22 protein-coding genes and 1 other annotated feature are annotated in these 22,937 nt (G+C 49.4%); of the genes, 19 read left to right on the top strand and 3 right to left on the bottom strand.

What is annotated here, in order from left to right; translation table 11 throughout:
• Positions 1 to 42: 42 nt before the first annotated feature.
• On the bottom strand, positions 43 to 1,122 hold the full coding sequence (locus QD47_RS05365; protein ID WP_044645137.1) for a M42 family metallopeptidase: 1,080 nt from the start codon (positions 1,120 to 1,122) through the stop codon (positions 43 to 45).
• A gap of 185 nt (positions 1,123 to 1,307) precedes the next feature.
• Between QD47_RS05365 and spoVAC the strand changes: the two genes are divergently transcribed.
• The 15 genes from spoVAC to QD47_RS05290 all read left to right on the top strand — a co-directional run bounded on the left by spoVAC (position 1,308) and on the right by QD47_RS05290 (position 14,198).
• The gene (gene spoVAC, locus QD47_RS05360; RefSeq protein WP_044645136.1) at positions 1,308 to 1,814 is read left to right on the top strand and encodes a stage V sporulation protein AC; all 507 of its coding nucleotides are present in this window, start codon (positions 1,308 to 1,310) and stop codon (positions 1,812 to 1,814) included.
• Complete coding sequence (gene spoVAD, locus QD47_RS05355) at positions 1,811 to 2,833, top strand: stage V sporulation protein AD (protein ID WP_044645135.1); 1,023 nt, start codon at positions 1,811 to 1,813, stop codon at positions 2,831 to 2,833. The genes spoVAC and spoVAD overlap by 4 nt, the downstream gene beginning before the upstream one ends.
• Positions 2,830 to 3,180 carry a stage V sporulation protein AE gene (gene spoVAE, locus QD47_RS05350; RefSeq protein WP_014282555.1) on the top strand — a complete coding sequence of 117 codons (351 nt, stop codon included), beginning with the start codon at positions 2,830 to 2,832 and terminating at the stop codon, positions 3,178 to 3,180. Before spoVAD ends, spoVAE begins: the two co-directional genes overlap by 4 nt.
• Positions 3,181 to 3,419: 239 nt before the next feature.
• The gene (locus QD47_RS05345) at positions 3,420 to 4,379 is read left to right on the top strand and encodes an AAA family ATPase (protein ID WP_044645134.1); all 960 of its coding nucleotides are present in this window, start codon (positions 3,420 to 3,422) and stop codon (positions 4,377 to 4,379) included.
• Positions 4,380 to 4,382: 3 nt separating this feature from the next.
• Positions 4,383 to 5,630 carry a DUF58 domain-containing protein gene (locus tag QD47_RS05340; protein ID WP_044645133.1) on the top strand — a complete coding sequence of 416 codons (1,248 nt, stop codon included), beginning with the start codon at positions 4,383 to 4,385 and terminating at the stop codon, positions 5,628 to 5,630.
• The gene (locus QD47_RS05335; RefSeq protein ID WP_044645132.1) at positions 5,627 to 7,819 is read left to right on the top strand and encodes a transglutaminase TgpA family protein; all 2,193 of its coding nucleotides are present in this window, start codon (positions 5,627 to 5,629) and stop codon (positions 7,817 to 7,819) included. Before QD47_RS05340 ends, QD47_RS05335 begins: the two co-directional genes overlap by 4 nt.
• A 173-nt stretch (positions 7,820 to 7,992) precedes the next feature.
• Positions 7,993 to 8,523, top strand: a complete 531-nt coding sequence (locus QD47_RS05330) for a YqeG family HAD IIIA-type phosphatase (protein ID WP_044645131.1) — start codon at positions 7,993 to 7,995, stop codon at positions 8,521 to 8,523.
• Entirely contained in the window at positions 8,516 to 9,643 is a 1,128-nt protein-coding gene (gene yqeH / locus QD47_RS05325) for a ribosome biogenesis GTPase YqeH (RefSeq protein WP_044645130.1), read from the top strand. Before QD47_RS05330 ends, yqeH begins: the two co-directional genes overlap by 8 nt.
• Positions 9,644 to 9,748: 105 nt before the next feature.
• Positions 9,749 to 10,618: a shikimate dehydrogenase gene (gene aroE / locus QD47_RS05320; protein ID WP_044645129.1), complete on the top strand. Its 870-nt coding sequence runs from the start codon at positions 9,749 to 9,751 to the stop codon at positions 10,616 to 10,618.
• Between the two features lie 68 nt (positions 10,619 to 10,686).
• Positions 10,687 to 10,983: a ribosome assembly RNA-binding protein YhbY gene (gene yhbY, locus QD47_RS05315; RefSeq protein ID WP_014282548.1), complete on the top strand. Its 297-nt coding sequence runs from the start codon at positions 10,687 to 10,689 to the stop codon at positions 10,981 to 10,983.
• An 18-nt stretch (positions 10,984 to 11,001) separates the two neighbouring features.
• Positions 11,002 to 11,592, top strand: a complete 591-nt coding sequence (nadD, locus tag QD47_RS05310) for a nicotinate-nucleotide adenylyltransferase (RefSeq protein ID WP_044645128.1) — start codon at positions 11,002 to 11,004, stop codon at positions 11,590 to 11,592.
• Positions 11,576 to 12,172: a bis(5'-nucleosyl)-tetraphosphatase (symmetrical) YqeK gene (yqeK, locus tag QD47_RS05305; protein WP_044645127.1), complete on the top strand. Its 597-nt coding sequence runs from the start codon at positions 11,576 to 11,578 to the stop codon at positions 12,170 to 12,172. The genes nadD and yqeK overlap by 17 nt, the downstream gene beginning before the upstream one ends.
• Positions 12,169 to 12,516, top strand: a complete 348-nt coding sequence (rsfS, locus tag QD47_RS05300; RefSeq protein WP_025682016.1) for a ribosome silencing factor — start codon at positions 12,169 to 12,171, stop codon at positions 12,514 to 12,516. Before yqeK ends, rsfS begins: the two co-directional genes overlap by 4 nt.
• A complete protein-coding gene (locus QD47_RS05295; RefSeq protein WP_014282544.1) occupies positions 12,513 to 13,421 on the top strand; it encodes a CvfB family protein in 909 nt (302 codons plus the stop codon). Before rsfS ends, QD47_RS05295 begins: the two co-directional genes overlap by 4 nt.
• 3 nt (positions 13,422 to 13,424) lie before the next feature.
• Positions 13,425 to 14,198, top strand: coding sequence for a class I SAM-dependent DNA methyltransferase (locus tag QD47_RS05290; RefSeq protein WP_044645126.1), 774 nt, complete (start codon positions 13,425 to 13,427; stop codon positions 14,196 to 14,198).
• Positions 14,199 to 14,283: 85 nt separating this feature from the next.
• Here QD47_RS05290 and QD47_RS05285 read toward each other — a convergent pair whose 3' ends face one another.
• Positions 14,284 to 14,670, bottom strand: a complete 387-nt coding sequence (locus QD47_RS05285) for a tautomerase family protein (protein ID WP_044645125.1) — start codon at positions 14,668 to 14,670, stop codon at positions 14,284 to 14,286.
• Between the two features lie 175 nt (positions 14,671 to 14,845).
• Positions 14,846 to 15,103 (top strand) — a binding site (T-box leader).
• A 61-nt stretch (positions 15,104 to 15,164) separates the two neighbouring features.
• Here QD47_RS05285 and leuS point away from each other — a divergent pair.
• The gene (leuS, locus tag QD47_RS05280) at positions 15,165 to 17,603 is read left to right on the top strand and encodes a leucine--tRNA ligase (protein WP_044645124.1); all 2,439 of its coding nucleotides are present in this window, start codon (positions 15,165 to 15,167) and stop codon (positions 17,601 to 17,603) included.
• On the opposite strand, the gene comER is transcribed toward leuS, so the two are convergent.
• Complete coding sequence (comER, locus tag QD47_RS05275; protein WP_044645123.1) at positions 17,584 to 18,429, bottom strand: late competence protein ComER; 846 nt, start codon at positions 18,427 to 18,429, stop codon at positions 17,584 to 17,586. The genes leuS and comER overlap by 20 nt on opposite strands.
• A 281-nt stretch (positions 18,430 to 18,710) precedes the next feature.
• Here comER and QD47_RS05270 point away from each other — a divergent pair, with 281 nt between their 5' ends.
• From QD47_RS05270 to QD47_RS05260, 3 genes are all read left to right on the top strand, one after another.
• On the top strand, positions 18,711 to 19,355 hold the full coding sequence (locus QD47_RS05270; RefSeq protein ID WP_044645171.1) for a ComEA family DNA-binding protein: 645 nt from the start codon (positions 18,711 to 18,713) through the stop codon (positions 19,353 to 19,355).
• Between the two features lie 85 nt (positions 19,356 to 19,440).
• Complete coding sequence (locus QD47_RS05265; protein ID WP_044645122.1) at positions 19,441 to 19,959, top strand: deoxycytidylate deaminase; 519 nt, start codon at positions 19,441 to 19,443, stop codon at positions 19,957 to 19,959.
• Between the two features lie 233 nt (positions 19,960 to 20,192).
• Positions 20,193 to 22,868, top strand: a complete 2,676-nt coding sequence (locus tag QD47_RS05260; protein WP_044645170.1) for a ComEC/Rec2 family competence protein — start codon at positions 20,193 to 20,195, stop codon at positions 22,866 to 22,868.
• Positions 22,869 to 22,937 lie beyond the last annotated feature (69 nt).

The raw sequence follows: 22,937 nt of genomic DNA, 5'->3' as shown, positions 1-22,937 counted from the left end.
GTTTTGGCTGTTTTTAATAGATTGTACTTTTCTGAGAATACCTTAAGCTCGTTCAATAATCGTATTCAGTGTCGTACGATCCAGGTTTTGTACCAGCTTGACGATCAGTTCTTTGGCTGCATCGTAATCGTCGGTGTGAATAATGGACGAGGAAGTGTGGATGTATCGTCCGCAAATGCCAATGACGGTGGATGGCACTCCAATTCCGCTTAAATGGACCTGACCTGCATCGGTCCCACCTGTGGAGATGAAATATTGATACTTGATCTTGTGCGTTTCCGCCATATCCTGCACGTATTCCACAATCCCGCGATGTGTAATCATACCCGGATCAAATACCCGCAGCAGCGCGCCTTTACCCAAATGCCCGTAAGCGTTCGGATCACCACCCATATCGTTGGCCGCACTGCAATCCAGTGCAAAGAAAACGTCCGGTTGAATCAGATTGGCTGCCGTGCGTGCGCCGCGCAATCCCACTTCCTCCTGAACGGTAGCCCCCGCATACAGCGTATTAGGCAGTTTGTCCTTTTCCTTATGTAACGCTTCAAGCAGCTCAATAGCCAAGCCTACACCATAGCGGTTATCCCACGCTTTAGCCATAATTTTTTTCGGATTCGCCAGTGGAGTAAAATCACAAATCGGCGCAATGGCTGTTCCCGGCACAATACCCAGCTCTTGCGCTTCCTGACGGCTGTCCACGCCGATATCCAGATACATATGCTTGATGTCCATAGGCTTGCTGCGTTGCGATTCATCCAGTAAATGGGGGGAGACAGAGCCAACGACTCCGATAACTGGTCCATTCGGAGTCAGCACCTGAAGACGCTGTGACATGATGGCCTGACTCCACCAGCCTCCAACCGGCTGAAAACGAATCATGCCATTTTCCGAAATGCCATTGACGATAAATCCGACTTCATCCAGATGCCCTGCCACCATGACACGCGGTCCGTTCTCTTCACCGCGCAGCACGCCGAAAAGGCTGCCCAAACGATCCTGTACGATTTCGTCCGTATAACCGGATATCCGCTCTTTAACCCATGCCCGCAGCTCTCGCTCATGCCCGGGAATGGAAGGAAACTCCGTTAAAGTTTTAAACAGTTCTAATGTTTTTGATTCCATGATGTTATACCTCACTCCTTATTAATTAACCAGTGGTCGTCATCCATCCAGTATGAATGGATTTGTACGGAATGTCCACGATATCATTTTCCTGACATAACAATTCCCCATAAAGCTAATAATGATAAGGACACAATGAATCCGAACCGCCAAGTGCGGAAATTACGAACAAGGGGTGGTGAATGATGCCAGCTAAATCCGGGCAAAGCGGTTTTCGTACCAATACGCCGCCGCTGTCCATAAATGAGAAGGACTATCAAAGTATTTCCAAAAAGCACGAGCCATCCAGAAAAGTTTTTGCCAACTGTGTGCGGGCTTTTCTGGTTGGAGGCGGCATCTGTGTGATTGGTCAGGCGATTCAGGAAGCCTTCATGGCAGGGATGCACATTTCGGCCAAGGAGGCGGCACCGCCGACCTCATCCATGATGATCCTGTTGGCGGTTATATTGACCTGCTTCGGGGTTTACGACAAGTTTGCCCAATGGGCGGGTGCGGGAACCGCTGTACCGATTACAGGCTTTGCCAACTCAATGTGTTCGGCTGCACTGGAGCATCGTTCTGAGGGGCTGGTGCTCGGAGTAGGCGCGAATATGTTCAAGCTGGCAGGGTCGGTTATCGTATTCGGGGTTGTTGCCGCATTCGTTGTAGGTGTCATCTACGCCATTCTTGGAGTGGGAGGCAACCATTTATGAGAAGACAGGGAGGACAAACCTGGAAGTTCGAATCCAGACCGCGCATCGTGGGAAGTGCAACCGTTGTTGGCCCGGATGAAGGAGAGGGACCGTTGTCCACGGATTTTGACTACATTTATGACAATCTCGAAATTAACGAAAAAACGTGGGAAAAAGCGGAACGCAGATTGTTTGAGCACTCCACTGAGCTGGCGTTAATGAATGCCAATTTGAACAAAGAGGAAGTGCAGTTTTTTATCAGTGGTGATCTGATGAACCAGATTATCAGTAGCTCCTTTTCGGCACGCAAGCTCGCGATTCCTTATTTGGGTGTTTTCGGAGCCTGCTCTACGTCGATGGAAAGTTTGGCCTTAGCCGCGCTTATTGTGGATTCAGAGGCAGGCGACTATGTGATGGCCGGTACGACCAGCCATAATTGTACTGCGGAAAAGCAGTTCCGTTATCCTACGGAATACGGAGCCCAGAAGCCGCCAACGGCCCAGTATACCGTCACAGGCTCTGGCACCGTAGTGGTGGGACATGCCAAAACAGGAACGGTGGTGGATTGCGCTACCATTGGACGTGTTACGGATATGGGCATTAAAGACCCGTTTAACATGGGCGGAGCGATGGCTCCGGCGGCGGCAGATACCCTGTTGTCACATTTTCGAGATACAGGCAGGGACCCTGGTTATTATGATCTCATTGTAACGGGAGATTTGGCATCTGTGGGCTTACCGATTACCAAGGAGCTGCTAAAAAAACAAAATATTGATATGAATCAGACGGAATTCAACGATTGCGGTTTACTTATTTATGATTTGAACAAACAAAAGCAAGTTATTGCAGGCGGCAGTGGTGCCGGATGCTCGGCTGTCGTAACTTACGGACATCTGCTAAAGCGGATTGAAAAGGGAGAACTCCAGAAAGTGCTGGTCGTGGCGACCGGGGCATTGTTGTCTCCTTTGTCCACCCAGCAGGGTGAAAGCATTCCCTGCATTGCACATGCTGTAGCTTTCGAAGCGGGAGGAAAAGTATGATATATCTATGGGCTTTTTTAGTCGGTGGTGCCATTTGTGTCGTGGGTCAGTTGATGATGGATGTCATTAAAATGACCCCGGCACATACGATGAGTACGTTGGTGGTAGCAGGTGCAATTGCTGATGCCGTTGGGATATACGATCCGCTTATTAAATTTGCCGGAGCGGGTGCGACGATTCCAATTACCAGTTTTGGTAACTCACTCGTACACGGCGCATTGACCGAGCTGGAAAAGGATGGATGGCTTGGTGTCATTACAGGGATCTTTAGTGTGACAAGTGCAGGTATTTCCTCGGCGATTATTTTCTCCTTTTTGGCGGCCTTGGTCGTGCGTCCAAAAGGATAAACTTATATTGTACTTTTAAGCGTTGGGAATCGAATGATGCAAAATGCTGAATTAAATAAGCATAAAAAATCAACCCTTCGGATCTGAATGACCGGAGGGCTTTTTTATATGTCTGCATACAAAATACTGCCAAACTGTAAAGCTGGCTCGAACATCTGGAAAAGGACTCAAGTGTACTCTATGCCCTCCTTCATGTACAATAATAGGAAACATGTTGCTATCTAGGAGGTTTACAGGCTATGCCCGTGCGTCAAGAATCTGTGCAGATTGTATCTGCAATCCGAGCTAATCTGGAATCATGCATATTAGGTAAATCCTTTGAAATAAAATTACTGCTAACGACTATGCTGGCGGGTGGGCACATTCTGATCGAGGACGTTCCGGGTACGGGAAAAACGCAAATGATCAAGGCTCTTGCCAAATCCATGCGCGGTGATTACCGCCGTGTTCAATGTAATCCTGATATTCTCCCCAGTGATATTACAGGGGTTTCCATATTTCATCCACGGGATGAGCGCTTTTATTTTCGTCCAGGTCCTGTAATGACAAATATTTTATTGGCAGACGAAATTAACCGGGCCACGACGAAAACCCAATCGGCTTTGCTGGAAGTGATGGAGGAGCGCAGTGTAACCGTGGATGGAGAAACGCATATGCTGCCCCATCCTTTTATGCTGTGTGCTACGCAAAATCCGATTGATTTTGAAGGGACTTATATGCTGCCGGAAGCGCAGCTTGATCGTTTTATGCTCAAAATCAGTCTCGGCTATCCTGATATGGAGACTGAGCGGAACATGCTGCTTCGTCATCAGGAGGGGCAGCCGGCAGATCGTCTGGAGGCGGTAGCGCATATGGAACAGATTGCCGCGATCCAGCAGGAAATCAGAGAAATGTACATGGACGACGTAGTTACGTCCTATTTACTTGATATTGTACGTGCGACCAGAGAGCATTCATCGGTACTGCTGGGAGCCAGCCCGCGGGCGGCGCTTGCTTTTATGATGGCGGCCAAGGCGTACGCTTTTCTGGAAAATCGTGATTACGTGCTTCCTGACGATGTGAAAATATTGGCACCTTATGTACTGGCGCATCGTTTGCTGCTTCGTCCCGAGGCGCGTCTTGACAGCTCCAACGCCCATTCTGTGCTTCAGGCTGTCCTTCGGCAGGTAAACGTACCCGTGCGAATGGAGCGTCCGTAGGGAATGAAGAAAGTCAAAAGGAAGCGCAGGCTCCTCCGGCTGTCAGGCCGCATCTGGCTTCTGATGGTCATATGGGTGGTATGTCTGCTATATCTGTTGTTTCAGGGTGGCAAGACGTCAGTCATGCTATTGTCCATGGTTACGTTGTTAGGTATTTATTTATGGATCGTCGGGTTGAGCGGGGTACGCCGTGTTCAGGGTTCAAGGCAGCTTTCGCAAGGCTCAGAGTTCGGGGAGCTACTGCATGCGGGAGATCAGGTGCATGTAAAGCTGAGCTTGAGCCTTCCAGGCTTTCTTCCACTGCCGTATATCATTGTTCGCGAGGTGCTCAAGCGTCATACAGGTGAATCCTGGTCGTTTGAGGACAGTGTTATCCCCAGCATGAAAGGAAGCGGAAAACTTGCCTTCCAGACCCCTGCGTTGGAGCGGGGAAGCTATTATTTTGCGGAAACGGAGTGTGTGAGCGAGGATATCTTCGGCCTGTTGGAGCATAAAGGCATGTTAAACGCACCTGGTGAATTTCGGGTACTGCCCCGCACGGTATTCATTCCCTATTGGCAGTTAAATGACCGTCGATCGCGGATGTCCGGGCCACAGACCGTCCAGACTCGAACACGCCGCGAAACGACACAAATTAACGGAGTGCGGGACTATGTATATGGGGACCGTTTTTCACGTATCCATTGGAATGCGACCGCACGTACAGGAAGCTGGAAATCCAAGGAATTTGAGCATGAGACGGTTCCGAAAACGATGCTTGTACTGGACATACACACGAAACATTATGTAAATGCCGATCAGTTTGAACTGGCCGTATCCTCAATCGCTTCATTGCTGGAATATGGCGGACGGGAGCGGATGGGAGTAGGTCTTTGTACGGCAGGGGAAACAGGCACTGTTTTTCAGCCCAGTGAGCAGATGATGAAACGGCAACGGATGATGCATCATTTGGTAGACATACACACCACTTCCAAAGGCAGTCTTATGGCCGCTGTAGAAAGCGGTGTTCGGCAATTTCCACAAGGCTGCTATTTTGTGCTGATTAGTCCGTTGAAGGATCATCAGGCGTTGGAGCTTCTTCGCTGGGTCGATACCCGGGGGATGACCCCGTGCCACGTTTATATCGGAGAAGGCTCAAGTGAGGGACAGGCAGAAGAATGGATGAGCATGCTTCGTACAAGAGGCATTCAGGGTTATCATGTTCCGAGTCTTGAAGAGCTTCCAGCTGTAATGGGGGGAGGGACGCTATGAAGAACTGGCTACAATCTCTGAAGGGCTCCTGGGCTGCGGCTTTTACATTTTTATGGATTATTATTATTGCCATGCAATGGGTGTCCTTTGCTTCAGTGCTGTGGCTTGAAGAGACAAGAACACTTGTATTGGCGACGGTTACGATGCTGGCCCTGGTGAAAATTTTGCTGCCGCTTCGGCCTTGGATTGAATTTATCGTCAAAGCGGCGACGTTATTTTTTATTTTGTACCGGACGCTCGTGTCCTACTCGATTATTATTCCTTTTAGGGGTTTTGCAAACCGTCTGGATCAATTTATATCGAATATGTCTCCGTATATCTGGTTTTCACTGATCGCTTGGCTTGTTATTGAGATGTTACCACTCATCGTTACGACGAAGCAGCGCATTCTGGTTTTTGTGGGTATTAATATTGCCGCGCTGGCAGTACTTGACTCATTCACACCAACCGTGCTGTGGGAAGAAGTCGCATGGATGGTCTTTGCGGGTATGGGTTGGCTGGTGACTCAGCATTTGCAGTATTTTCGACAGCACTATCCTCAAGGCTGGAAACACATTCGCCGTTACCCGTACAAAATTGCAGCCAATATTGCGGTCATTTTTGCTTTGATTATTATGGCTGGCGTGAATATGCCGGAGATAGAGCCGACCTTAACTGATCCTTATACAGCATGGACCCAGCGAAATAGCTCATCTACCGTTGGTATTAACAATGGAGCCGGGGCTATGAATCAGCGGATGAGTACGGCATCGGGCTATAGTAGGCAGGACAATCTGTTGGGCGGGGGATTTAATTTTGATTATTCTCCGGTGATGACGATCACGACCAACCAGCGAAGCTACTGGCGAGGCGAGACGAAGCGAACGTATTCCGGGACGGGCTGGAGTGATGCAGGCAACGATGATCAAACGCTGAACGATGTGCCAATGACAGCAGAGCTGGAAAATACACAAGAAACACGGCATTCGACCGAGCAGGTCGTTCAGACCATTACGATGCAAAATGATCAGAGCTATCCGGTTTTGTTCGGCGCGTATTCGGTACATCGTGTTCAATCGGTGGACAGAGACTCGAGGGCAGACGGGTTGCGTTGGAAACCGGAACAGGCAGAACTGCTTTGGAATTCATCCTCCAGAAGAACTGCTTATCCGAAAACGTATACTCTGGTGTCACATGTACCTGTGATCCCGGAGAAAGAGCTGCGCAAGAAAACGTTTAATGAGCTGTATGGAAAGAACAAGCAGGAAGCCTATTTGCAAATCCCGAATGAGCTGCCGAAGCGAGTGCGTGACTTGGCTCAAAATGTAACGTCATCGGCGAAGACACCTTATGAAAAGGTCGGACTGCTACAGCAATATTTACAGCGAAATTATGCATATACAAACAATCCGGATCTTTCTCGCAAAAGAAGCAAGGATTTTGTGGATGCCTTTCTGTTTGAGATTCGGGAAGGCTATTGCGATTATTATTCCACTTCGATGGTTATGATGGCCCGCTCCGTTGGTGTTCCGGCACGGTGGGTCAAAGGATATGCACCTGGTCAGCAAACATTTTCGGATGATGCTACGACCAGCGATGGTAACGAAAATATGTCTTCCTATTCCGTTACCAACGCGGATGCTCATTCCTGGGCCGAAGTGTATCTGGGTGAATACGGCTGGGTTCCTGTAGAAGCCACACCGGGCTTTGATATGCCGTTGCTTACGGAGCAGGAGGATTCGAAAACGCCTGATACTCCAGAAGTGAAAGATCAGCCTGAGCCGGAACAGTCTGCGCAGACAGCGCAGGTCAATTCAGAGGAAGGCACGAAGATTCATCCGGTAATCATAGCGGCGGCAGTGGCTGTTATCGTACTGTGGGGCGCTTATATCGTATGGCGTAATCGGGCAGATATTCATTTTTATCTGCTTCGTCTGCGTAAAGGAAAGCCATTGACCCCGGAGGAAAAGGTGATCGTCGAAACCGAGCGCTGGCTACGGTACATGCGGAGTAAGGGGTTTGCACGTACTAGCCACGAGACGCTGAGGGAATCGGTCGGCAGATGGTCAGTTGAATCACCGGAACGCGCTTCAATTCTGCATCTGCTGCTGGAGCTGTTTGAACAAGCGCGCTACAGTCCTTCCTCGGTAACTGCCGAGGATTGGCGCAAGGTCCGCCAGCAAGCGGCCCTGTTGCATAAGAAGGGTTAGTCCGGAAGCCAAACTGAACGAAAGGGCTAAACCATTTTTATTCGGCTCGAATGCTGCCGATTTATAATCTTCTTCATATGCTTTGTAAAAAGCTGTCCGTTTGTTGCGGATAGCTTTTTACTAACCCATATTAATATGGTATAGTTTGTCGTATGAAACTGAGGTGACCGACGTTGTTTGAAATGCTGATGCCCAAATTACGGGTGAATACCGTCTTTGATATTGATCTTGAAGGCTTGTATGCTCAAGGATATCGCGGCATTATTACGGATTTGGATAATACGCTGGTTGGTGCAAAAGCGCCGAATGCGACTCCCGAGCTGGTGGCCTGGTTTGAGAAGGTCAAACAGGCGGGTTTTAAGCTTGTCATCGTGTCCAACAATAATATGGGACGTGTATCTGTGTTCGCTACGCCTTTGGACATTGAATTTATACATGCCGCACGGAAGCCTTCCAACTCGTCTTTTCGCAGAGCCATCCGTATGATGGGACTTACTCCGGAAGAGACTATTATGGTCGGGGACCAAATGTTGACAGATGTATTGGGTGGCAACCGACTGGGATTGCACACGGTGCTGGTGCTGCCAATATCCATCCATGATGAAGGAATCATGACCCGCTTTAATCGGCGGCTGGAGCGAATCGCGCTCACAAGGTTACGTAAGAAAGGCTTATGGCTTGAGGAGGAAAAGAAGAATGACTGAAAGACCTGACGGCGGAACTGCCGTCAAATGTAGTGGCTGCGGTATAACGATGCAGACCACCAGCCCGGAGCTGCCGGGATATATTCTGGAAAAACTGCTTACACGAGAGCCTGTCATTTGCCAGCGCTGTTTCCGGATTAAAAACTATAATGAAACGTCTTCGGTAGCCGTGGATCAGGATGAGTTCCTGAAACTGCTTAGCCAGATTGGGGATAAGGACGCGCTCGTCATCCACATTGTGGATATTTTTGACTTTGAAGGTAGTCTGATTTCCAGCTTACAACGTTTTGTAGGCTCTAATCCGGTTGTACTGGCTGTGAACAAGACGGATTTGTTGCCTAAGGTAACGAACTGGAACAAGGTCCTGAATTGGGTACAAAAACAGGCTAAGGAGCAAGGACTTCGCACGGCTGATATCGTTCTGTGCTCGGCCAAAAAAAATCAAGGCTTTGATCGTCTGCTGGATGTGGTGTCCGAGTTGCGCGGCAATCGGGATGTGTATGTAGTCGGTGCAACAAATGTTGGTAAATCCACGCTCATTAACCGCTTGATCCGTGATCATAGCGATATGGAGCAGGAGTTAACAACGTCCCGTTACCCGGGAACGACGCTGGATATGGTGAATATTCCGCTCGACGACGGTAAGCATATTATTGATACACCGGGTATTGTGTACCCTTGGCGGTTCAGTGAAATCGTGTCCCGGCAGGATTTGAGCGCCATTATGCCGGACAAGCCGCTGAAACCTGCTGCTTATCAGCTGGACCCCGGACAAACCTTGTTTTTCGGTGGGATGGCCCGGTTTGATTTTGTAGAGGGGCAACACCAATCGTTCACATGCTACATCAATGGCGGCCTTAAAATTCATCGCACCAAGCTGGAGCGGGCGGATCAACTGTTCGAAGATCATGCCGGAGAACTGCTGTCACCGCCGACACGTGATCAGTTGGCAGATATGCCGGAATGGACAAGACATGAGTTCCGCGTTCCCCGTAAATCTCAATCGGATATTTATATCTCCGGTCTGGGATGGATCAGGGTCAATAGTGAGAACGGGGCTTTGGTAGCGGTTCATGCTCCTCGGGGAATCCGTGTCCTTCTACGGCCTTCGTTGATTTAACGAATGTTGTACCATGTGATAGGGCGGCAAGGAACAGATTCAGGTTCCTGCCGCCGTTCATGTATTTGTGCAGCCTAATATTTTGCAACATGGGGGAGAACGACGATGAGCAGCGGGGAGTCTGGAGTGACCGAACAAGGTCTTGTATTATTGGGCGTATTGGGTGATCCGATCAAGCACTCCAAATCGCCTCTCATGCATAAAGTAGCTTTAAAGGCAGCGGGGATAGAGGGGGATTTTGTTCCTCTTCACGTCAAGCCCGATCAGCTGGAGGACGCCATGAAGGGGATTCGGGCTTTGCATTTCCGCGGAGTCAATGTGACGATTCCCCATAAAGTTGAAGTTATGAAATATTTGGATGAGATTGATGAAGGAGCCAGACTCATCGGCGCTGTCAACACGATTGTGAACGACAACGGACGTCTTAAGGGTTACAATACGGACGGGATCGGCTACGTGCGTTCACTCAAAGAAGAGACTTCGGTTAAGTTGAAAGGCACAAGAATTGCGGTCCTCGGAGCTGGAGGTGCTGCCAGAGGTGTGATTCATGCTTTACTGGAGGAACAGCCCGAATCGGTCATTATTCTGAATCGGACACGCGATAAGGCCGAGCAGCTGGCATTGGAGTGGACGACGGAAGCAATCCCTGTGACGGGTTATTCTAACGATGAAGCGGAGAGCGTGCTTGCATCGGTGGATGTGCTGATCAATACGACCTCGGTAGGAATGTCTCCTCTATCCGATGAGCTTCCACTGGAAACGAGTCTGATTCCGCAAGGAATCATTGTGAGTGATTTGATCTACAACCCGCTGGAGACGAGATTTTTACGCGAAAGCCGTGAACAGCGCGGCTGCACGGTGCATGGAGGCTTGGGCATGTTCGTGTATCAGGGAGCGGTGGCCTTTGAGTATTTTATGGGCGTAGCTCCTGCTGTAGACGAAATGAGAGCGGCAGTGCTGAGAAGCCTGTCGTAAGTCGGATTTCACACTAAAATTATGGAATTGCCGCATGGCATATGTGGTTATGAAGGAGTTAAGTATACATGTTAACAGGTAAACAAAAAAGGTATTTGCGCTCGATGGCGCATCATCTGGACCCGGTTTTTCAAGTAGGGAAAAACGGTACGAATGAGCATCTCATGCGTCACATTAACGATGCGATTGAAAAGCGCGAGCTGATGAAGGTGCAGATTTTGAACAACTGTCTGGATGACAAGCATGAAATTGCGGAAGAACTGGCTACGGAAACAGGTTCCGAGCTTGTACAGCTCATCGGGAGCACGATTATTTTATACAAGGAATCCCGTGATAACAAGCAAATCGAGCTGCCTAGAGGATAAACACGCGGGGAGAAGACTATGAAAATCGGTATTATGGGCGGTACATTTGACCCGATTCATATTGGACATCTGCTGGCTGGAGAAGCGGCAAGGGATGCCTATGCGCTGGACCATGTATGGTTCATGCCTTCCCATATCCCTCCGCACAAGCACCAGGCGGGGGCGAGCGGCACAGAGCGGCTGGAGATGACGAGTGAAGCGGTGGCGGGCCATCCTGCTTTTGGAGTGTTGGATATTGAAGTGCTTCGAGGTGGGGTATCTTATACTATTGACACGATCAAAGAGCTTCAGGAGCTGCATCCTGCTGTAGATTTTTATTTTATTATCGGCGCGGATATGGTGAATTACTTACCTCATTGGCAGGGGATTGAGGAGCTGGCACAGCGGATTTGTTTTATCGGTGTCCGGCGTCCCGGTTTCCAGCTTGCGCTGAATGAACTACCGCATTATTTGCAGAACAAGGTGCTGCTGGCGGATATGCCGGTGGTGGATATTTCCTCGACGGATATTCGGGAACGTGTTGCGGAAGGGCGCACCACTCGTTATCTTGTGCCTGATCGTGTGCATGACTACATTACAAGGGGCGGTTTGTATGAAGTACAGCCGTGAGCAATTGATGGAGGCCGTATCCGGTCAAATGCCTGAAAAACGCTGGAAGCACACTCTGGGGGTCATGCATACCTCGGTGGAGCTTGCCAAGCGGTATGGCGCGGACCCGGATAAGGCCGAATTGGCGGCTATTTTGCATGATGTAGCGAAATATTGGCCCGTTCAGCAGATGGAGGAAGTAATTCGCAATCATCCCGAATGTGACCAGGAGCTTTTACAGCATGACAAGCAACTGTGGCATTCTGAGGTAGGATATTGCGTTGCCTCTAGAGACTACGGGGTGAAAGACCCTGAAATACGGAATGCCATTCGCTGGCACACCTCAGGGCGTGTGGGTATGAGTTTGCTGGACAAAGTCGTGTGTCTAGCTGATTACATCGAGCCGGGACGGGATTTCCCCGGGGTCGAGCACATCCGCAAGCAGGCGAAAAAAAGTTTGGAGCAGGGTCTTGTCGCTGGATTTGATTCCACGATTTCACTGCTGCTGGAGAAGAAAAAGGTTATTTTTCCGCTGACGGTACTGTCGCGAAATGATCTGATCCAACAACTTAAACAGAGAAAATCGGAGGTTCATGAATGACCATAACTAATGAGAAATTAATGCAAATTACGGTTGAGGCCGCTGAAGATAAGAAGGCCATGAATATTGTAGCCCTTGACTTGCGGGGGGTATCCCTTGTCGCAGATTATTTTGTAATATGCCACGGTAATTCGGATACCCAGGTACAGGCGATTGTGACGGAAATTCGCAAACGCGCTCATGATGAAGGTACGACAATCAAAGGGATCGAAGGAATGGATTCCGGTCGCTGGGTTCTGATGGACTTGGGTGATGTCGTAGTGCATGTCTTCCATCGTGACGAGCGCGAATACTATAACATTGAAAGACTTTGGTCGGACGCTAAGGTTGTGGAGAAGGTATGAATCTGATTGCTGGTACTTATGTCACGATTATGGTAGATCGTGAGGTATCCCCCTTCGGCTACTTTCTCACAGTCGGCGATCAGGATGTACTGCTGCATTATACAGAATTGACACGTGAGATCGAGGTTGGAGAACGGCTGGAAGTATTTATTTTTCATGATACAGAGGACCGTTTGGCCGCTACTATGAAAAAACCGTTCCTCTCGCTAGGCGAACTGGCAAAGCTACAGGTGGCGGATGTGCATCCGCGTCTGGGTTGTTTTCTGGAAATGGGATTGGGTCGTCAATTGCTGCTGCCGATTCGTGAGTTGCCTGAGAACCGGGATTTGCATCCTCAGGTGGGCGACTACGTGTATGCTATCATGGAGCATGATAAGCAGGGCAGACTGCGGGCGAAGCTGGCGGGTGAGCAGGAGCTGGCTCCGTTGTCCTTCCATGCCCCTGATTCATGGCTAAATACATGGGTGCAGGCGACGGTGTACAAGCCGCTTCAGATGGGTACGTTTGTCCTGGTGGACGGAGGTGTGCTTGGTTTTGGCGCGATTGGCATGATTCACTCCTCGGAACGCAACCGGATGCTTCGTTTGGGTGAAGAGGTGAAGGTACGGGTCACGCTGGTTCGTGAAGACGGTCGGGTGAATCTAGCGATGTCGCCACGCAAGGAAGTGGGCCGTGATGAGGATGCGGATCGTCTCATTGCCTTTCTGAAGGAGCGCCCGGGTGGCGGTATGCCTTATTCCGACGCAACGCCGCCGGACATTATTAAGCAACGGTTCGGTATCAGTAAATCCGCCTTCAAGCGTGCGATGGGCAAGCTGATGAAGGAAGGGCTGGTTACGCAAAAGGAAAACTGGACCTACCTGGTGGAGAAAATGCCTGAACCGAAGGACGGGAATGGGGAATAAAAAATGGCTTCTTACCGGAAGTTTGCCTATGTGTATGATGAGCTGATGCAGGACATGCCGTACCCGGACTGGCTGCGTTTTGCTCGGCAGGCCTGGGATCAGCATGGTATGCCGCATACGGTGGCAGAGCTGGGCTGTGGGACGGGCTCCATTACGATTCCACTGGTCAACTCGGGCTTCGAGGTGGCTGGCATCGATTTGTCTTCAGATATGCTGGCGGTAGCCCGTCGCAAAATGGAAACGACTACGCAAGGACAGCGTTTGTTCCGTGAGGGGAGCATTCGCTGGATAGAGCAGGATATGCGGGAATGGAATTTACCGGAGCCTGTGGATTCTGTCATTTCTTTTTGCGATTGTCTGAATTATTTGCTGGAGGAAGAGGACATTGCTGCTACTTTTCGCAGAACGTATGCCGGTCTTAAGCCTGGCGGAACCTTTCTGTTCGATGTACATCATCCCCAGACGTTTGTGCGTTATGATGAAGAGCAGCCCTTTGTACTGGATGAGCGCTCCATTTCATATATCTGGACTTGTGCGTTGGATGCTCCACGCTGTGAAATTGAGCATCATCTCAGCATTTTTGCGAGAGCGGAAAATGAAGGGCGCGATGTATACCAGCGGTTCGAGGAAATTCATGTGCAACGTGCCTATGACCCGGACTGGATGAAAACGGAATTGTCCAAAGCCGGTTTTCGCGATGTGAAGGTATATGCGGACTTTGAATGGATAGAAGCAGTAGATGACGCGGCGAGATTATTTTATGTTGCTGTAAAATAGTGAACCTTCATCAAGCGAATATCGAAAAAGAAAGACGCTTTTCATGATGACATGAAGGGCGTCTTTTTGCATAAGAGCTTCGAAATTATATGTTTACTTTATAGTTCAGTTGAAGTTCATCACCCGGTACACCGCGAATGCCCCAATTCTGTTTCGGTGTCTCAAATATAGTAATTTCAAGATCCTGCGGGGCAATGCCTAAATCGTTAATTCTTTGGAATAGCAGTTGGATGAGGTGCTTTTTAGCCTCTGTCGTTCTGCCTTCAAACACACTAATTTCAATAATGGTGTATGCCTCCGAGCGATCGTGGGCAAATATGAAGTCTTCCTGATTCATAGGAAAAAAACGATGAAACCTTTTGTCGGGGGGATAATGGAACGCATCCACCACAGCGGAATGAATCACATCCGAAAGGTGCTCCTTGATCGGATTCAGGGCTTCTTTTATTCCGTAAATTTTAATTTGTGCCATATCTCATCTCACCTTTCTCATCTCAACTCATCTCAATCTGGTTCGGAGCTATTATAAAACATTTGCCTCCCATGTGTCATGGAGCAAACGAATGAAGTTGGTGTTTAGCACCAGATGTAGTCCTTATTTGACTTTTTTCGCGGTTTTCAATATAATAGTGCCATTATTAACGGTTAAACAATCGCTGATGAGGAATAGTAGCTTTGTCTGGACATGTAGAGAGCCGGCGGATGGTGCAAGCCGGTTGACAGTGCAAAGTGAACTCGCCTCGGAGATATGCGGCCAACGCAGGAATGCCCTATACAGGTGCTTGTACCCTGTTATTAACCCGCATCGGATCACCTCCGTTATCAGGTGCAAAGGGAGTAGAAGGCGAAGAACGCTTTCTGCTAACTAGGGTGGTACCACGGGAATATAACCTCTCGTCCCTAGCGCTGACACGCTACGGGATGCAGAGGTTTTTTTGTTGCATACCGTTTGAGGAGGAAATGACAATGACAGACACACAGCCGAAGCACGGCTATCAACCGCAAAGTATTGAACCAAAATGGCAGAAATATTGGGATGAGAACAAAACGTTCCGTACCGGGGAAGAGCCGGGTAAACCGAAGTTTTATGCTTTGGATATGTTCCCGTACCCGTCTGGAGCTGGTCTGCATGTAGGCCACCCGGAAGGATATACGGCAACGGATATTGTTTCACGTTATAAAAGAATGCGCGGCTACAACGTACTGCATCCGATGGGTTGGGACGCCTTCGGTCTGCCTGCTGAACAGCATGCGCTGGATACGGGAGAGCATCCACGTGAAATTACGGTGAAAAATGTAAATAACTTCCGCCGTCAAATTAAATCGCTAGGCTTTTCATACGACTGGGATCGTGAAATCAGCACGACTGACCCTGATTATTATAAATGGACTCAATGGATTTTCATCCAGCTGTACAAGCGCGGCCTTGCTTATGTAGCTGAAGTACCTGTGAACTGGTGTCCTGCGTTGGGTACGGTGCTGGCTAATGAAGAGGTTATTGACGGGAAGAGTGAGCGTGGTGGTCATCCGGTCATTCGCAAACCTATGCGTCAATGGATGCTGAAAATTACGGAATATGCGGATCGTCTTCTGGATGATTTGGAGGAGCTGGATTGGTCCGAAAGCATTAAAGATATGCAGCGAAACTGGATCGGCAAGTCTACCGGAGCAGAGGTTCATTTTCCGATTGAGGGCCATGACAAGCAACTGACGGTATTTACAACCCGCCCGGATACGCTGTTCGGCGCAAGCTACTGTGTGCTGGCTCCTGAGCAGGAATTGGTGGATGTTATCACTACACCTGAGCAAAAGGATGCCGTAAATCAATACCGTGAACAAGCTGCCCGTAAAAGCGATCTGGAGCGCACGGATTTGGCGAAGGATAAAACGGGTGTCTTCACAGGCGCTTACGCGGTGAATCCGGTGAACGGTGAAAAGCTGCCAATCTGGATCGCCGACTATGTGCTGGCTGGCTACGGAACAGGCGCGATTATGGCTGTGCCGGGTCACGACACACGTGACTGGGAATTTGCGAAGCAATTCGGGCTGAATATCATTGAGGTTGTCCAAGGTGGGGACGTGGCTAAAGAGCCATACACCGAGGATGGTCCGCACGTCAATTCAGGTCTGCTGAATGGACTTACGAATGAGGAAGCAATTCCGAAGATGATTGAATGGCTGGAAGCCGAGGGTAAAGGGCAAGGAAAAGTGACGTACCGCTTGCGCGACTGGCTATTCAGCCGTCAACGCTATTGGGGCGAGCCGATTCCGGTGATTCATCTGGAAGATGGAACGATCAAAACAGTTTCTGAGGATCAACTGCCGCTCTTACTGCCGGAAATGGACAACATCAAGCCTTCAGGCACAGGGGAGTCCCCGTTGGCGAATGCGACGGATTGGGTAGAAACTATTGATCCCGAGACGGGCTTGAAAGCACGCCGCGAGACAAACACCATGCCACAATGGGCGGGAAGCTCCTGGTATTACCTGCGCTATATTGATCCGCACAATGATAAAGAGCCTGTATCCAAGGAGAAGCAGCGCGAATGGTTGCCTGTGGATCTGTACATCGGTGGTGCGGAACATGCGGTTCTTCACTTGCTGTATGCCCGTTTCTGGCACAAGGTGCTGTATGATATCGGCGTTGTAGAAACAAAAGAGCCTTTCTACAAGCTGGTCAACCAGGGAATGATTCTAGGCAACAATAATGAAAAAATGAGTAAATCACGCGGTAATGTCATCAACCCTGACGATATTGTGAATACGTTTGGCGCTGATACGCTGCGCATTTACGAGATGTTTATGGGCCCGCTGGAAGCGACTAAGCCATGGAGCGAAAACGGGGTTGAGGGAGCGCATCGTTTTCTGTCCCGTGTATGGCGTCTGTTCGTTTCCGAGGATGGTAGCCTGAACGATAAAATTTCAAATGAAGGCGGCAGTGATGAGTTCAATCGGACTTGGCATAAAACGCTGAAAAAAGTAACCGAGGATCTGGACGCGCTGCGCTTCAATACGGCGATCAGCCAACTGATGATTTTTACCAATGATGCATACAAAGCAGACCGTTTGCCGCGTGCAGCAATGGAAAACTTCGTGCAAATGCTGTCGCCGCTTGCACCGCATCTGGCCGAGGAACTGTGGCAGCTGCTGGGACACAGCGAAGGCATTACCTACGCGGCTTGGCCTGCTTATGATGAAGCATGGACGGTGGATGCCGAAGTGGAAATTGTGGTGCAGGTGAACGGTAAAATCGTGCAGCGTGCGACGATTTCCAAAGACCTTGACGCCAAAGCGATGGAGGCATTCGCTCTGTCGCTGGACAACGTTCAGCAGGCGCTGGCCGGTAAAACGGTTCGCAAGGTGATTGCAGTACCAGGCAAACTGGTCAATATTGTTGCGGGTTAATCGGCTTTAAGCCGAAGGAGGTATCTATCTTTTGCATGTCCTCCTCATACTTGTTGTGTGTGGCCCGTATCAGCTCGGGAAAGACGCTGTGCAGGCTGATGTCCAGCAGTGCGAGGGCTTCAGCGGTAATACCTCCGGGAACTGCTACCCTCGCCTGCAACTCGGCTGGTGTCATTCCGCCCTCAGTAAGCAGCTTTCCTGTGCCGATAATCATTTCACCAGCCAGGGCGCATAGCTCCGTACGGTCTATACCCGTGGCCTGAACCGCAGCATGAATCCACTGGTCCATAAAAAAGGCCAGGAAAGCAGGGCCGCAGCTGGAAAAATCCGACGTAATACGTGTATGGGATTCCTTAACCCGAATCGGCCTGCTAATGTGGGACATAAGCTCTTCCAGAAGGGAGCGATCCTCCTCTGTAATCCGGCTGCCATGGATGCATAGTGAGGCTCCGCTGCCTACCTGGTGGGTAATGCTGGGAATAATTTTGGACACTTTGGCTTTCAATGAATGCTCCAGGATGCGTATCTGTACCGGACTAGTTATAGAAACGACGATTTGCTCTTCTGTAATGACGTTGCGTATTTCATCCGTCACGGCTTTTGATTCCAGCGGCTTCACGCAGATAAACAGGATATCGCTATCCGCTGCCGTCTCACGGTTGCTTTGGGCTGCATGCAATCCTGGATAACGATGGGCCAGCTCGGCTACCTTGGAATACGTTCGATTGCTTGCTGATATTTGCTGTGGTTTAAGTGCGTTGGAATGAATAAAAGATTCAATCAGCAGACTTCCCATGCTGCCAGTCCCGATAAATCCAACTTTCATCGTTCAACGTCCTCCTTTCATACTTTGCGGTATAGACGCTGTCATTCTTCTTAGTGTATGCACCCGGTCTTGGCCGACATGACGAATTTTATGTCTGAGCATGTTAGATCGTGCCCAAGGTCGTACCACTCTTTGGAAAATGGCTCACAGCGAGACCGTATGGAGGTTGTTTACATCCTCCGGTTAACGGGAATAGGACAGGCTTGCTCTGTTCGATTGAGACGCTGTATTGAGTGGCTCACTTTCCCTAAAATCTATGTGGAGAAGGGGACAAAATGGAAATGAACCGCGTATGGACTGGAACGGCAATAGTGCTTTCCCTAATCGGCAGTGGGCTTATTCTGTTTGCTGGTGGACAGCGTCCAGAGCCGGAAGAAGAGTGGCAGGTGCTTAATCGTAAGGTGGAGCAGGCTTTAGCGGTAGAGCCGGAGCAAAATGAGTCACGGAGCAATAGCGGCCAGACTCAAGGAAAGCGTGTTGTAACGGAAACCTCAGGCAAAACTGAACGTAGTTTGGGTGGCGAAGGAGCAGCTGGCCATGTGAAGCGTGATGCTGTACAGGATTCTGCTAGTGCATCGGTCGACGGGAGCGAAAGCTCCAGTATTGTAAAGCAGCCTGAGGCGACGGATTCTGGTTCCGTTACTTCCGCTACTGGCGTTGACAACTCGAATACCACCACGACGAACAGGACGAATGCAGTGAGCGATCCCGTTGCTTCATCCGCTTCCGGTGAAAAAAAGGTGAACATCAACACGGCGACTGCTGCCGAGTTAATGGAACTGCCAGGGGTTGGAGCTAAAAAGGCCGAAGCGATTCTGAGCTATCGTAATCAGCACGGGCCGTTCAAACGTGTGAACGATTTGGATCATGTGAAGGGAATTGGCGCCAAAATGTTGGCGAAAATGAAGCCTTACGTCAGCTTATAAATACATAAGTGGACGATGTGCAGGCTATCAGAATGGCTTAGCGGATATATTTACGTGGTAACTTGTTTTTACGGGAGAGATGGATATGAGTGCAGATGTACGCAAGGACTGGGACACCTATTTTATGGATATCGCTTATATGGTATCCACCCGTTCGCGCTGCTCGCGGCGTCATGTTGGAGCCGTACTTGTACAAGGTAAAAAGCTTTTGGGTACAGCCTATAATGGTGCACCATCCGGGTTACCTGATTGCTCTGAGGCAGGTTGTATGATTTCGGAGGAATACGAGGTCGTACATCGCGAGGGGCGGGAGGAAATGGTTAAAAAGCAGCGCTGCATCCGCACGATTCATGCGGAGCAGAACTTGCTGCTGTTCACCGACCGCATTGATCGTGAAGGGTCCTCAGTATATGTGACCGACCAGCCGTGCTGGACGTGTGCCAATATGCTGGCGAACAGCGGTATTGTGGAGATCGTATACCACCGACCTTACCCAAAGGATGCCGACAAGGTTCGTGCCATGATGGAGCAAAAAGGAATTGCCTTCCGTATGCTGGATAACTATCATCCACCGAAAGAAACGCTGATGGATGTTATGAATTAAGATGTGATGAATTAAGACATGATGAATTAAAGAGTACACGAGGAAGAACCTCTGACAAATGCTATTTTGTCAGGGGTTATTTTTTGTTTTGCGGTTTGGACACAGAACCATATTTTCTACCGGGAGGTGGTTGTATTCAAGCCAAACTGGTTTTAAGCAGACCTATCTTGACCCTTACCGTATGTTGGATTACGGGAAGTGCAGGAGCTTGTTTGTATTCCGGACGTATGCTTCTGTTGCTCTGGGCGGGTGTCACGCTGATTTTTCCTCTTATAGCTCTATTGATGAAAATTCCAGTCCGGCACGTGGTGTTGCTATGGCTTGCCTTGAGCGGGGGTGGATTCCATTGGGCTTGGCATGATACCCATAATGTGAGCCATATTCCCGATGCCCTTTATGTATCTGCTTCCAAGCTGGAAGATATGCCTGTTCAAGCTTCGGGATTTATCGCTTCCGAGGTGCAGGTAGACGGTGATCGGGCACAGTTTGAGATGAGGGTTACTGCAATAAGCAGTATGGGAAGTGATACTCAAAATGACACTTTTCAGGGCGGAGTTGGAAAGAGCGAAGCTATTTCTGAACAGGTTATCGTGCATATCAAGCTGGCTGCCAAACAGGAACAGCAACTTGCGGCAGAATGGCAGCGTGGAGATGCAATTCAACTGCACGGCAGCTTAAAGGCTCCTGCAAAAGCGGGGAACTTTGGCGGCTTTGATTACAATGAATACCTGCATACACAGGAGATTCACTGGCTTTTCAAAGGGAATGGGGCCGCTTCGCTACAGAAGCAGCAAGCTTCGCAGTGGAACCGTTACACCTTGTTCAGGTGGAATGATCAGCTTAGGGAGCAATTAGGCCAACGGATGGAATCAGCATTTGTTTCTCTTCATCACGCAGGATATATGAAAGGACTGGTGCTAGGCGTTACGGATGAGCTGGACCCGGCAACGTATAATGAATTTACGCAGCTTGGATTAACGCATATTTTAGCGATATCCGGTATGCATGTGGCGGTATATGCAGCTACGCTACTGTATTTACTCAAGCTATTGCGAGTGAGTCGCGAGACGTCTCTTGCGGTCGTGATGGTGCTTATTCCGGCTTATGTACTGCTGACAGGTGCTTCTCCCTCTGTTGTGAGGGCTGGAATTATGGCTATGATCGGCCTGTTTGCAGCCAGACGGGGAATGCTCAAGGACGGGCTTAGTATTTTGAGTGTGTCCGCATTATTGATGCTGCTTTGGAATCCGTACTACCTACTTAGTGTCAGTTTTCAGCTTTCTTTTCTGGTAACAGCCGGGCTGCTCATTTACATGCCGCTGATGAAGCCGTTTTTCGCCAAATGGCCTCTTCTGATTGGCGGCGAAATTGCGATTACGATCACAGCGCAGCTTGTTTCGTTTCCGATGACAGTCTTCTACTTTAATCAGTTTTCGCTGCTATCGTTTGCGGCTAATTTTGTGCTTGTTCCACTTATTACGTATATCGTGCTTCCACTGGGAACGGTGGCGATGGGAATCGCCTTTCTATGGGAGGACGGGGGACGTATCCTTGCGTGGCCAGCAGAGCAGCTGAACGAACTGACCTTTTGGCTTGTAAAATGGATGAACGTGGATGACACTTATGTGAGTATTTGGCCGTCTTCCTCCATTCTGTGGGTCATAGCGTATTATGCTGCTTTGTACAGTATTCTGTACTGGCTCAAAACATGGATGATATCTCGAAGGCGAACAGAAGAATCTCTGGGCTTGGAGGTAGCGCTGGATAAGGACAAGGGGAGGCTTTCAGCCGGACGCAATTCGGCGGGACAAAGCACATCCGTTCCCATGCCATCACCCATACATACAGGATTAGCGGCATCTGCGGAGTGGGCGGCTATATTGCAGACGGAGCGTGAGCCTGAAGGAGCAGGCAAATATGCACGTCGACAGTGGAATGGTTATAGTCATTTGGCGCTGGCCGTAAGCGGTATTGCCTGGTTTGGCATCCTGTGTATAGGTTATATAACTCCAGGTGATGGGAATACGGGAATGGTTCAATATCTGGATGTGGGCCAAGGCGACAGCATTTTGATTACAACGCCGAGTGGTAAACACATTTTGGTGGATGGTGGGGGCACGATGGATTTTACGACAGGAAAAAATGCCTGGCGTAAGCGAAAAGACCCCTACGAGGTAGGTGAGGATACGATTGTGCCCTTATTGAAGCAGCGCGGTGTACATCGGCTGGATGCAGTCATTTTAACGCATGGAGATCATGACCACGCCGGAGGATTGCAGGCAGTACTTGACCAGATTCCAGTATCGGCCTTGGTTTTTAACGGCACCCTGACAGATAAGGCACCTTTCCGCAAGCTGTTGAATACGGCTGTAAACAAGCAGGTCAAGCTGTACGGTGCGTATTATGGTATGGAGTGGAGCCCGGATCAGGATACGAAAATCCGCTTTATTCATCCGCTTCCGTTGCAGGAGGAAGAAACCGGAAGTTTGTCCGTTGTGAAGGAACAAAATCATTATTCCGTTGCAATGATATTGGAGATGGAGGGGGCTTCCTTTTTGTTCACAGGAGATATGGATGATGCAGCAGAATCGTTGTTGCTCTCCGAGTTAGCTCATTCTCCATCCCATACCGAAGGAAAAGGGGAAACGTTGGCTGTAAGGCAAGCTGTAGACGTCATGAAAATAGCACATCACGGTAGCAAGTACTCTACCTCGGAAGAATGGTTATCCTACTGGCAACCGAAGGTATCCGTCATTTCAGTCGGAGCGAGCAATACATATGGACACCCGAATGAAGCGGTATTGGATCGTTTATCGACGGTGGGTTCTGCTATATATCGAACAGATACGATGGGAGAGGTCCAAATCCGTGTGCAGCAAGGCAAATTGAGTGTGCGGCACAAAAAATGAGGTATTGCAAAATTCTCAAATACAAATAAGCAGGCGCTGTGGCAGCCTGCTTTTAACTTGACCGGAATG

This window comes from Paenibacillus terrae (assembly GCF_000943545.1).
Classification (GTDB): domain Bacteria; phylum Bacillota; class Bacilli; order Paenibacillales; family Paenibacillaceae; genus Paenibacillus; species Paenibacillus terrae_A.
The sequence above is the reverse complement of the archived record's forward strand: the minus strand, read 5'-3'. Positions and strand labels throughout refer to the sequence as shown.

What these genes read in the sequence shown, in the direction of transcription:
- QD47_RS05365 (WP_044645137.1), bottom strand. Translation starts at nt 1,122, where the DNA reads ATGGAATCAAAAACATTAGAACTGTTTAAAACTTTAACGGAGTTTCCT.
- spoVAC (WP_044645136.1), top strand. Translation starts at nt 1,308, where the DNA reads ATGCCAGCTAAATCCGGGCAAAGCGGTTTTCGTACCAATACGCCGCCG.
- spoVAD (WP_044645135.1), top strand. Translation starts at nt 1,811, where the DNA reads ATGAGAAGACAGGGAGGACAAACCTGGAAGTTCGAATCCAGACCGCGC.
- spoVAE (WP_014282555.1), top strand. Translation starts at nt 2,830, where the DNA reads ATGATATATCTATGGGCTTTTTTAGTCGGTGGTGCCATTTGTGTCGTG.
- QD47_RS05345 (WP_044645134.1), top strand. Translation starts at nt 3,420, where the DNA reads ATGCCCGTGCGTCAAGAATCTGTGCAGATTGTATCTGCAATCCGAGCT.
- QD47_RS05340 (WP_044645133.1), top strand. Translation starts at nt 4,383, where the DNA reads ATGAAGAAAGTCAAAAGGAAGCGCAGGCTCCTCCGGCTGTCAGGCCGC.
- QD47_RS05335 (WP_044645132.1), top strand. Translation starts at nt 5,627, where the DNA reads ATGAAGAACTGGCTACAATCTCTGAAGGGCTCCTGGGCTGCGGCTTTT.
- yqeH (WP_044645130.1), top strand. Translation starts at nt 8,516, where the DNA reads ATGACTGAAAGACCTGACGGCGGAACTGCCGTCAAATGTAGTGGCTGC.
- aroE (WP_044645129.1), top strand. Translation starts at nt 9,749, where the DNA reads ATGAGCAGCGGGGAGTCTGGAGTGACCGAACAAGGTCTTGTATTATTG.
- yhbY (WP_014282548.1), top strand. Translation starts at nt 10,687, where the DNA reads ATGTTAACAGGTAAACAAAAAAGGTATTTGCGCTCGATGGCGCATCAT.
- nadD (WP_044645128.1), top strand. Translation starts at nt 11,002, where the DNA reads ATGAAAATCGGTATTATGGGCGGTACATTTGACCCGATTCATATTGGA.
- yqeK (WP_044645127.1), top strand. Translation starts at nt 11,576, where the DNA reads ATGAAGTACAGCCGTGAGCAATTGATGGAGGCCGTATCCGGTCAAATG.
- rsfS (WP_025682016.1), top strand. Translation starts at nt 12,169, where the DNA reads ATGACCATAACTAATGAGAAATTAATGCAAATTACGGTTGAGGCCGCT.
- QD47_RS05295 (WP_014282544.1), top strand. Translation starts at nt 12,513, where the DNA reads ATGAATCTGATTGCTGGTACTTATGTCACGATTATGGTAGATCGTGAG.
- QD47_RS05290 (WP_044645126.1), top strand. Translation starts at nt 13,425, where the DNA reads ATGGCTTCTTACCGGAAGTTTGCCTATGTGTATGATGAGCTGATGCAG.
- QD47_RS05285 (WP_044645125.1), bottom strand. Translation starts at nt 14,670, where the DNA reads ATGGCACAAATTAAAATTTACGGAATAAAAGAAGCCCTGAATCCGATC.
- leuS (WP_044645124.1), top strand. Translation starts at nt 15,165, where the DNA reads ATGACAGACACACAGCCGAAGCACGGCTATCAACCGCAAAGTATTGAA.
- comER (WP_044645123.1), bottom strand. Translation starts at nt 18,429, where the DNA reads ATGAAAGTTGGATTTATCGGGACTGGCAGCATGGGAAGTCTGCTGATT.
- QD47_RS05270 (WP_044645171.1), top strand. Translation starts at nt 18,711, where the DNA reads ATGAACCGCGTATGGACTGGAACGGCAATAGTGCTTTCCCTAATCGGC.
- QD47_RS05265 (WP_044645122.1), top strand. Translation starts at nt 19,441, where the DNA reads ATGAGTGCAGATGTACGCAAGGACTGGGACACCTATTTTATGGATATC.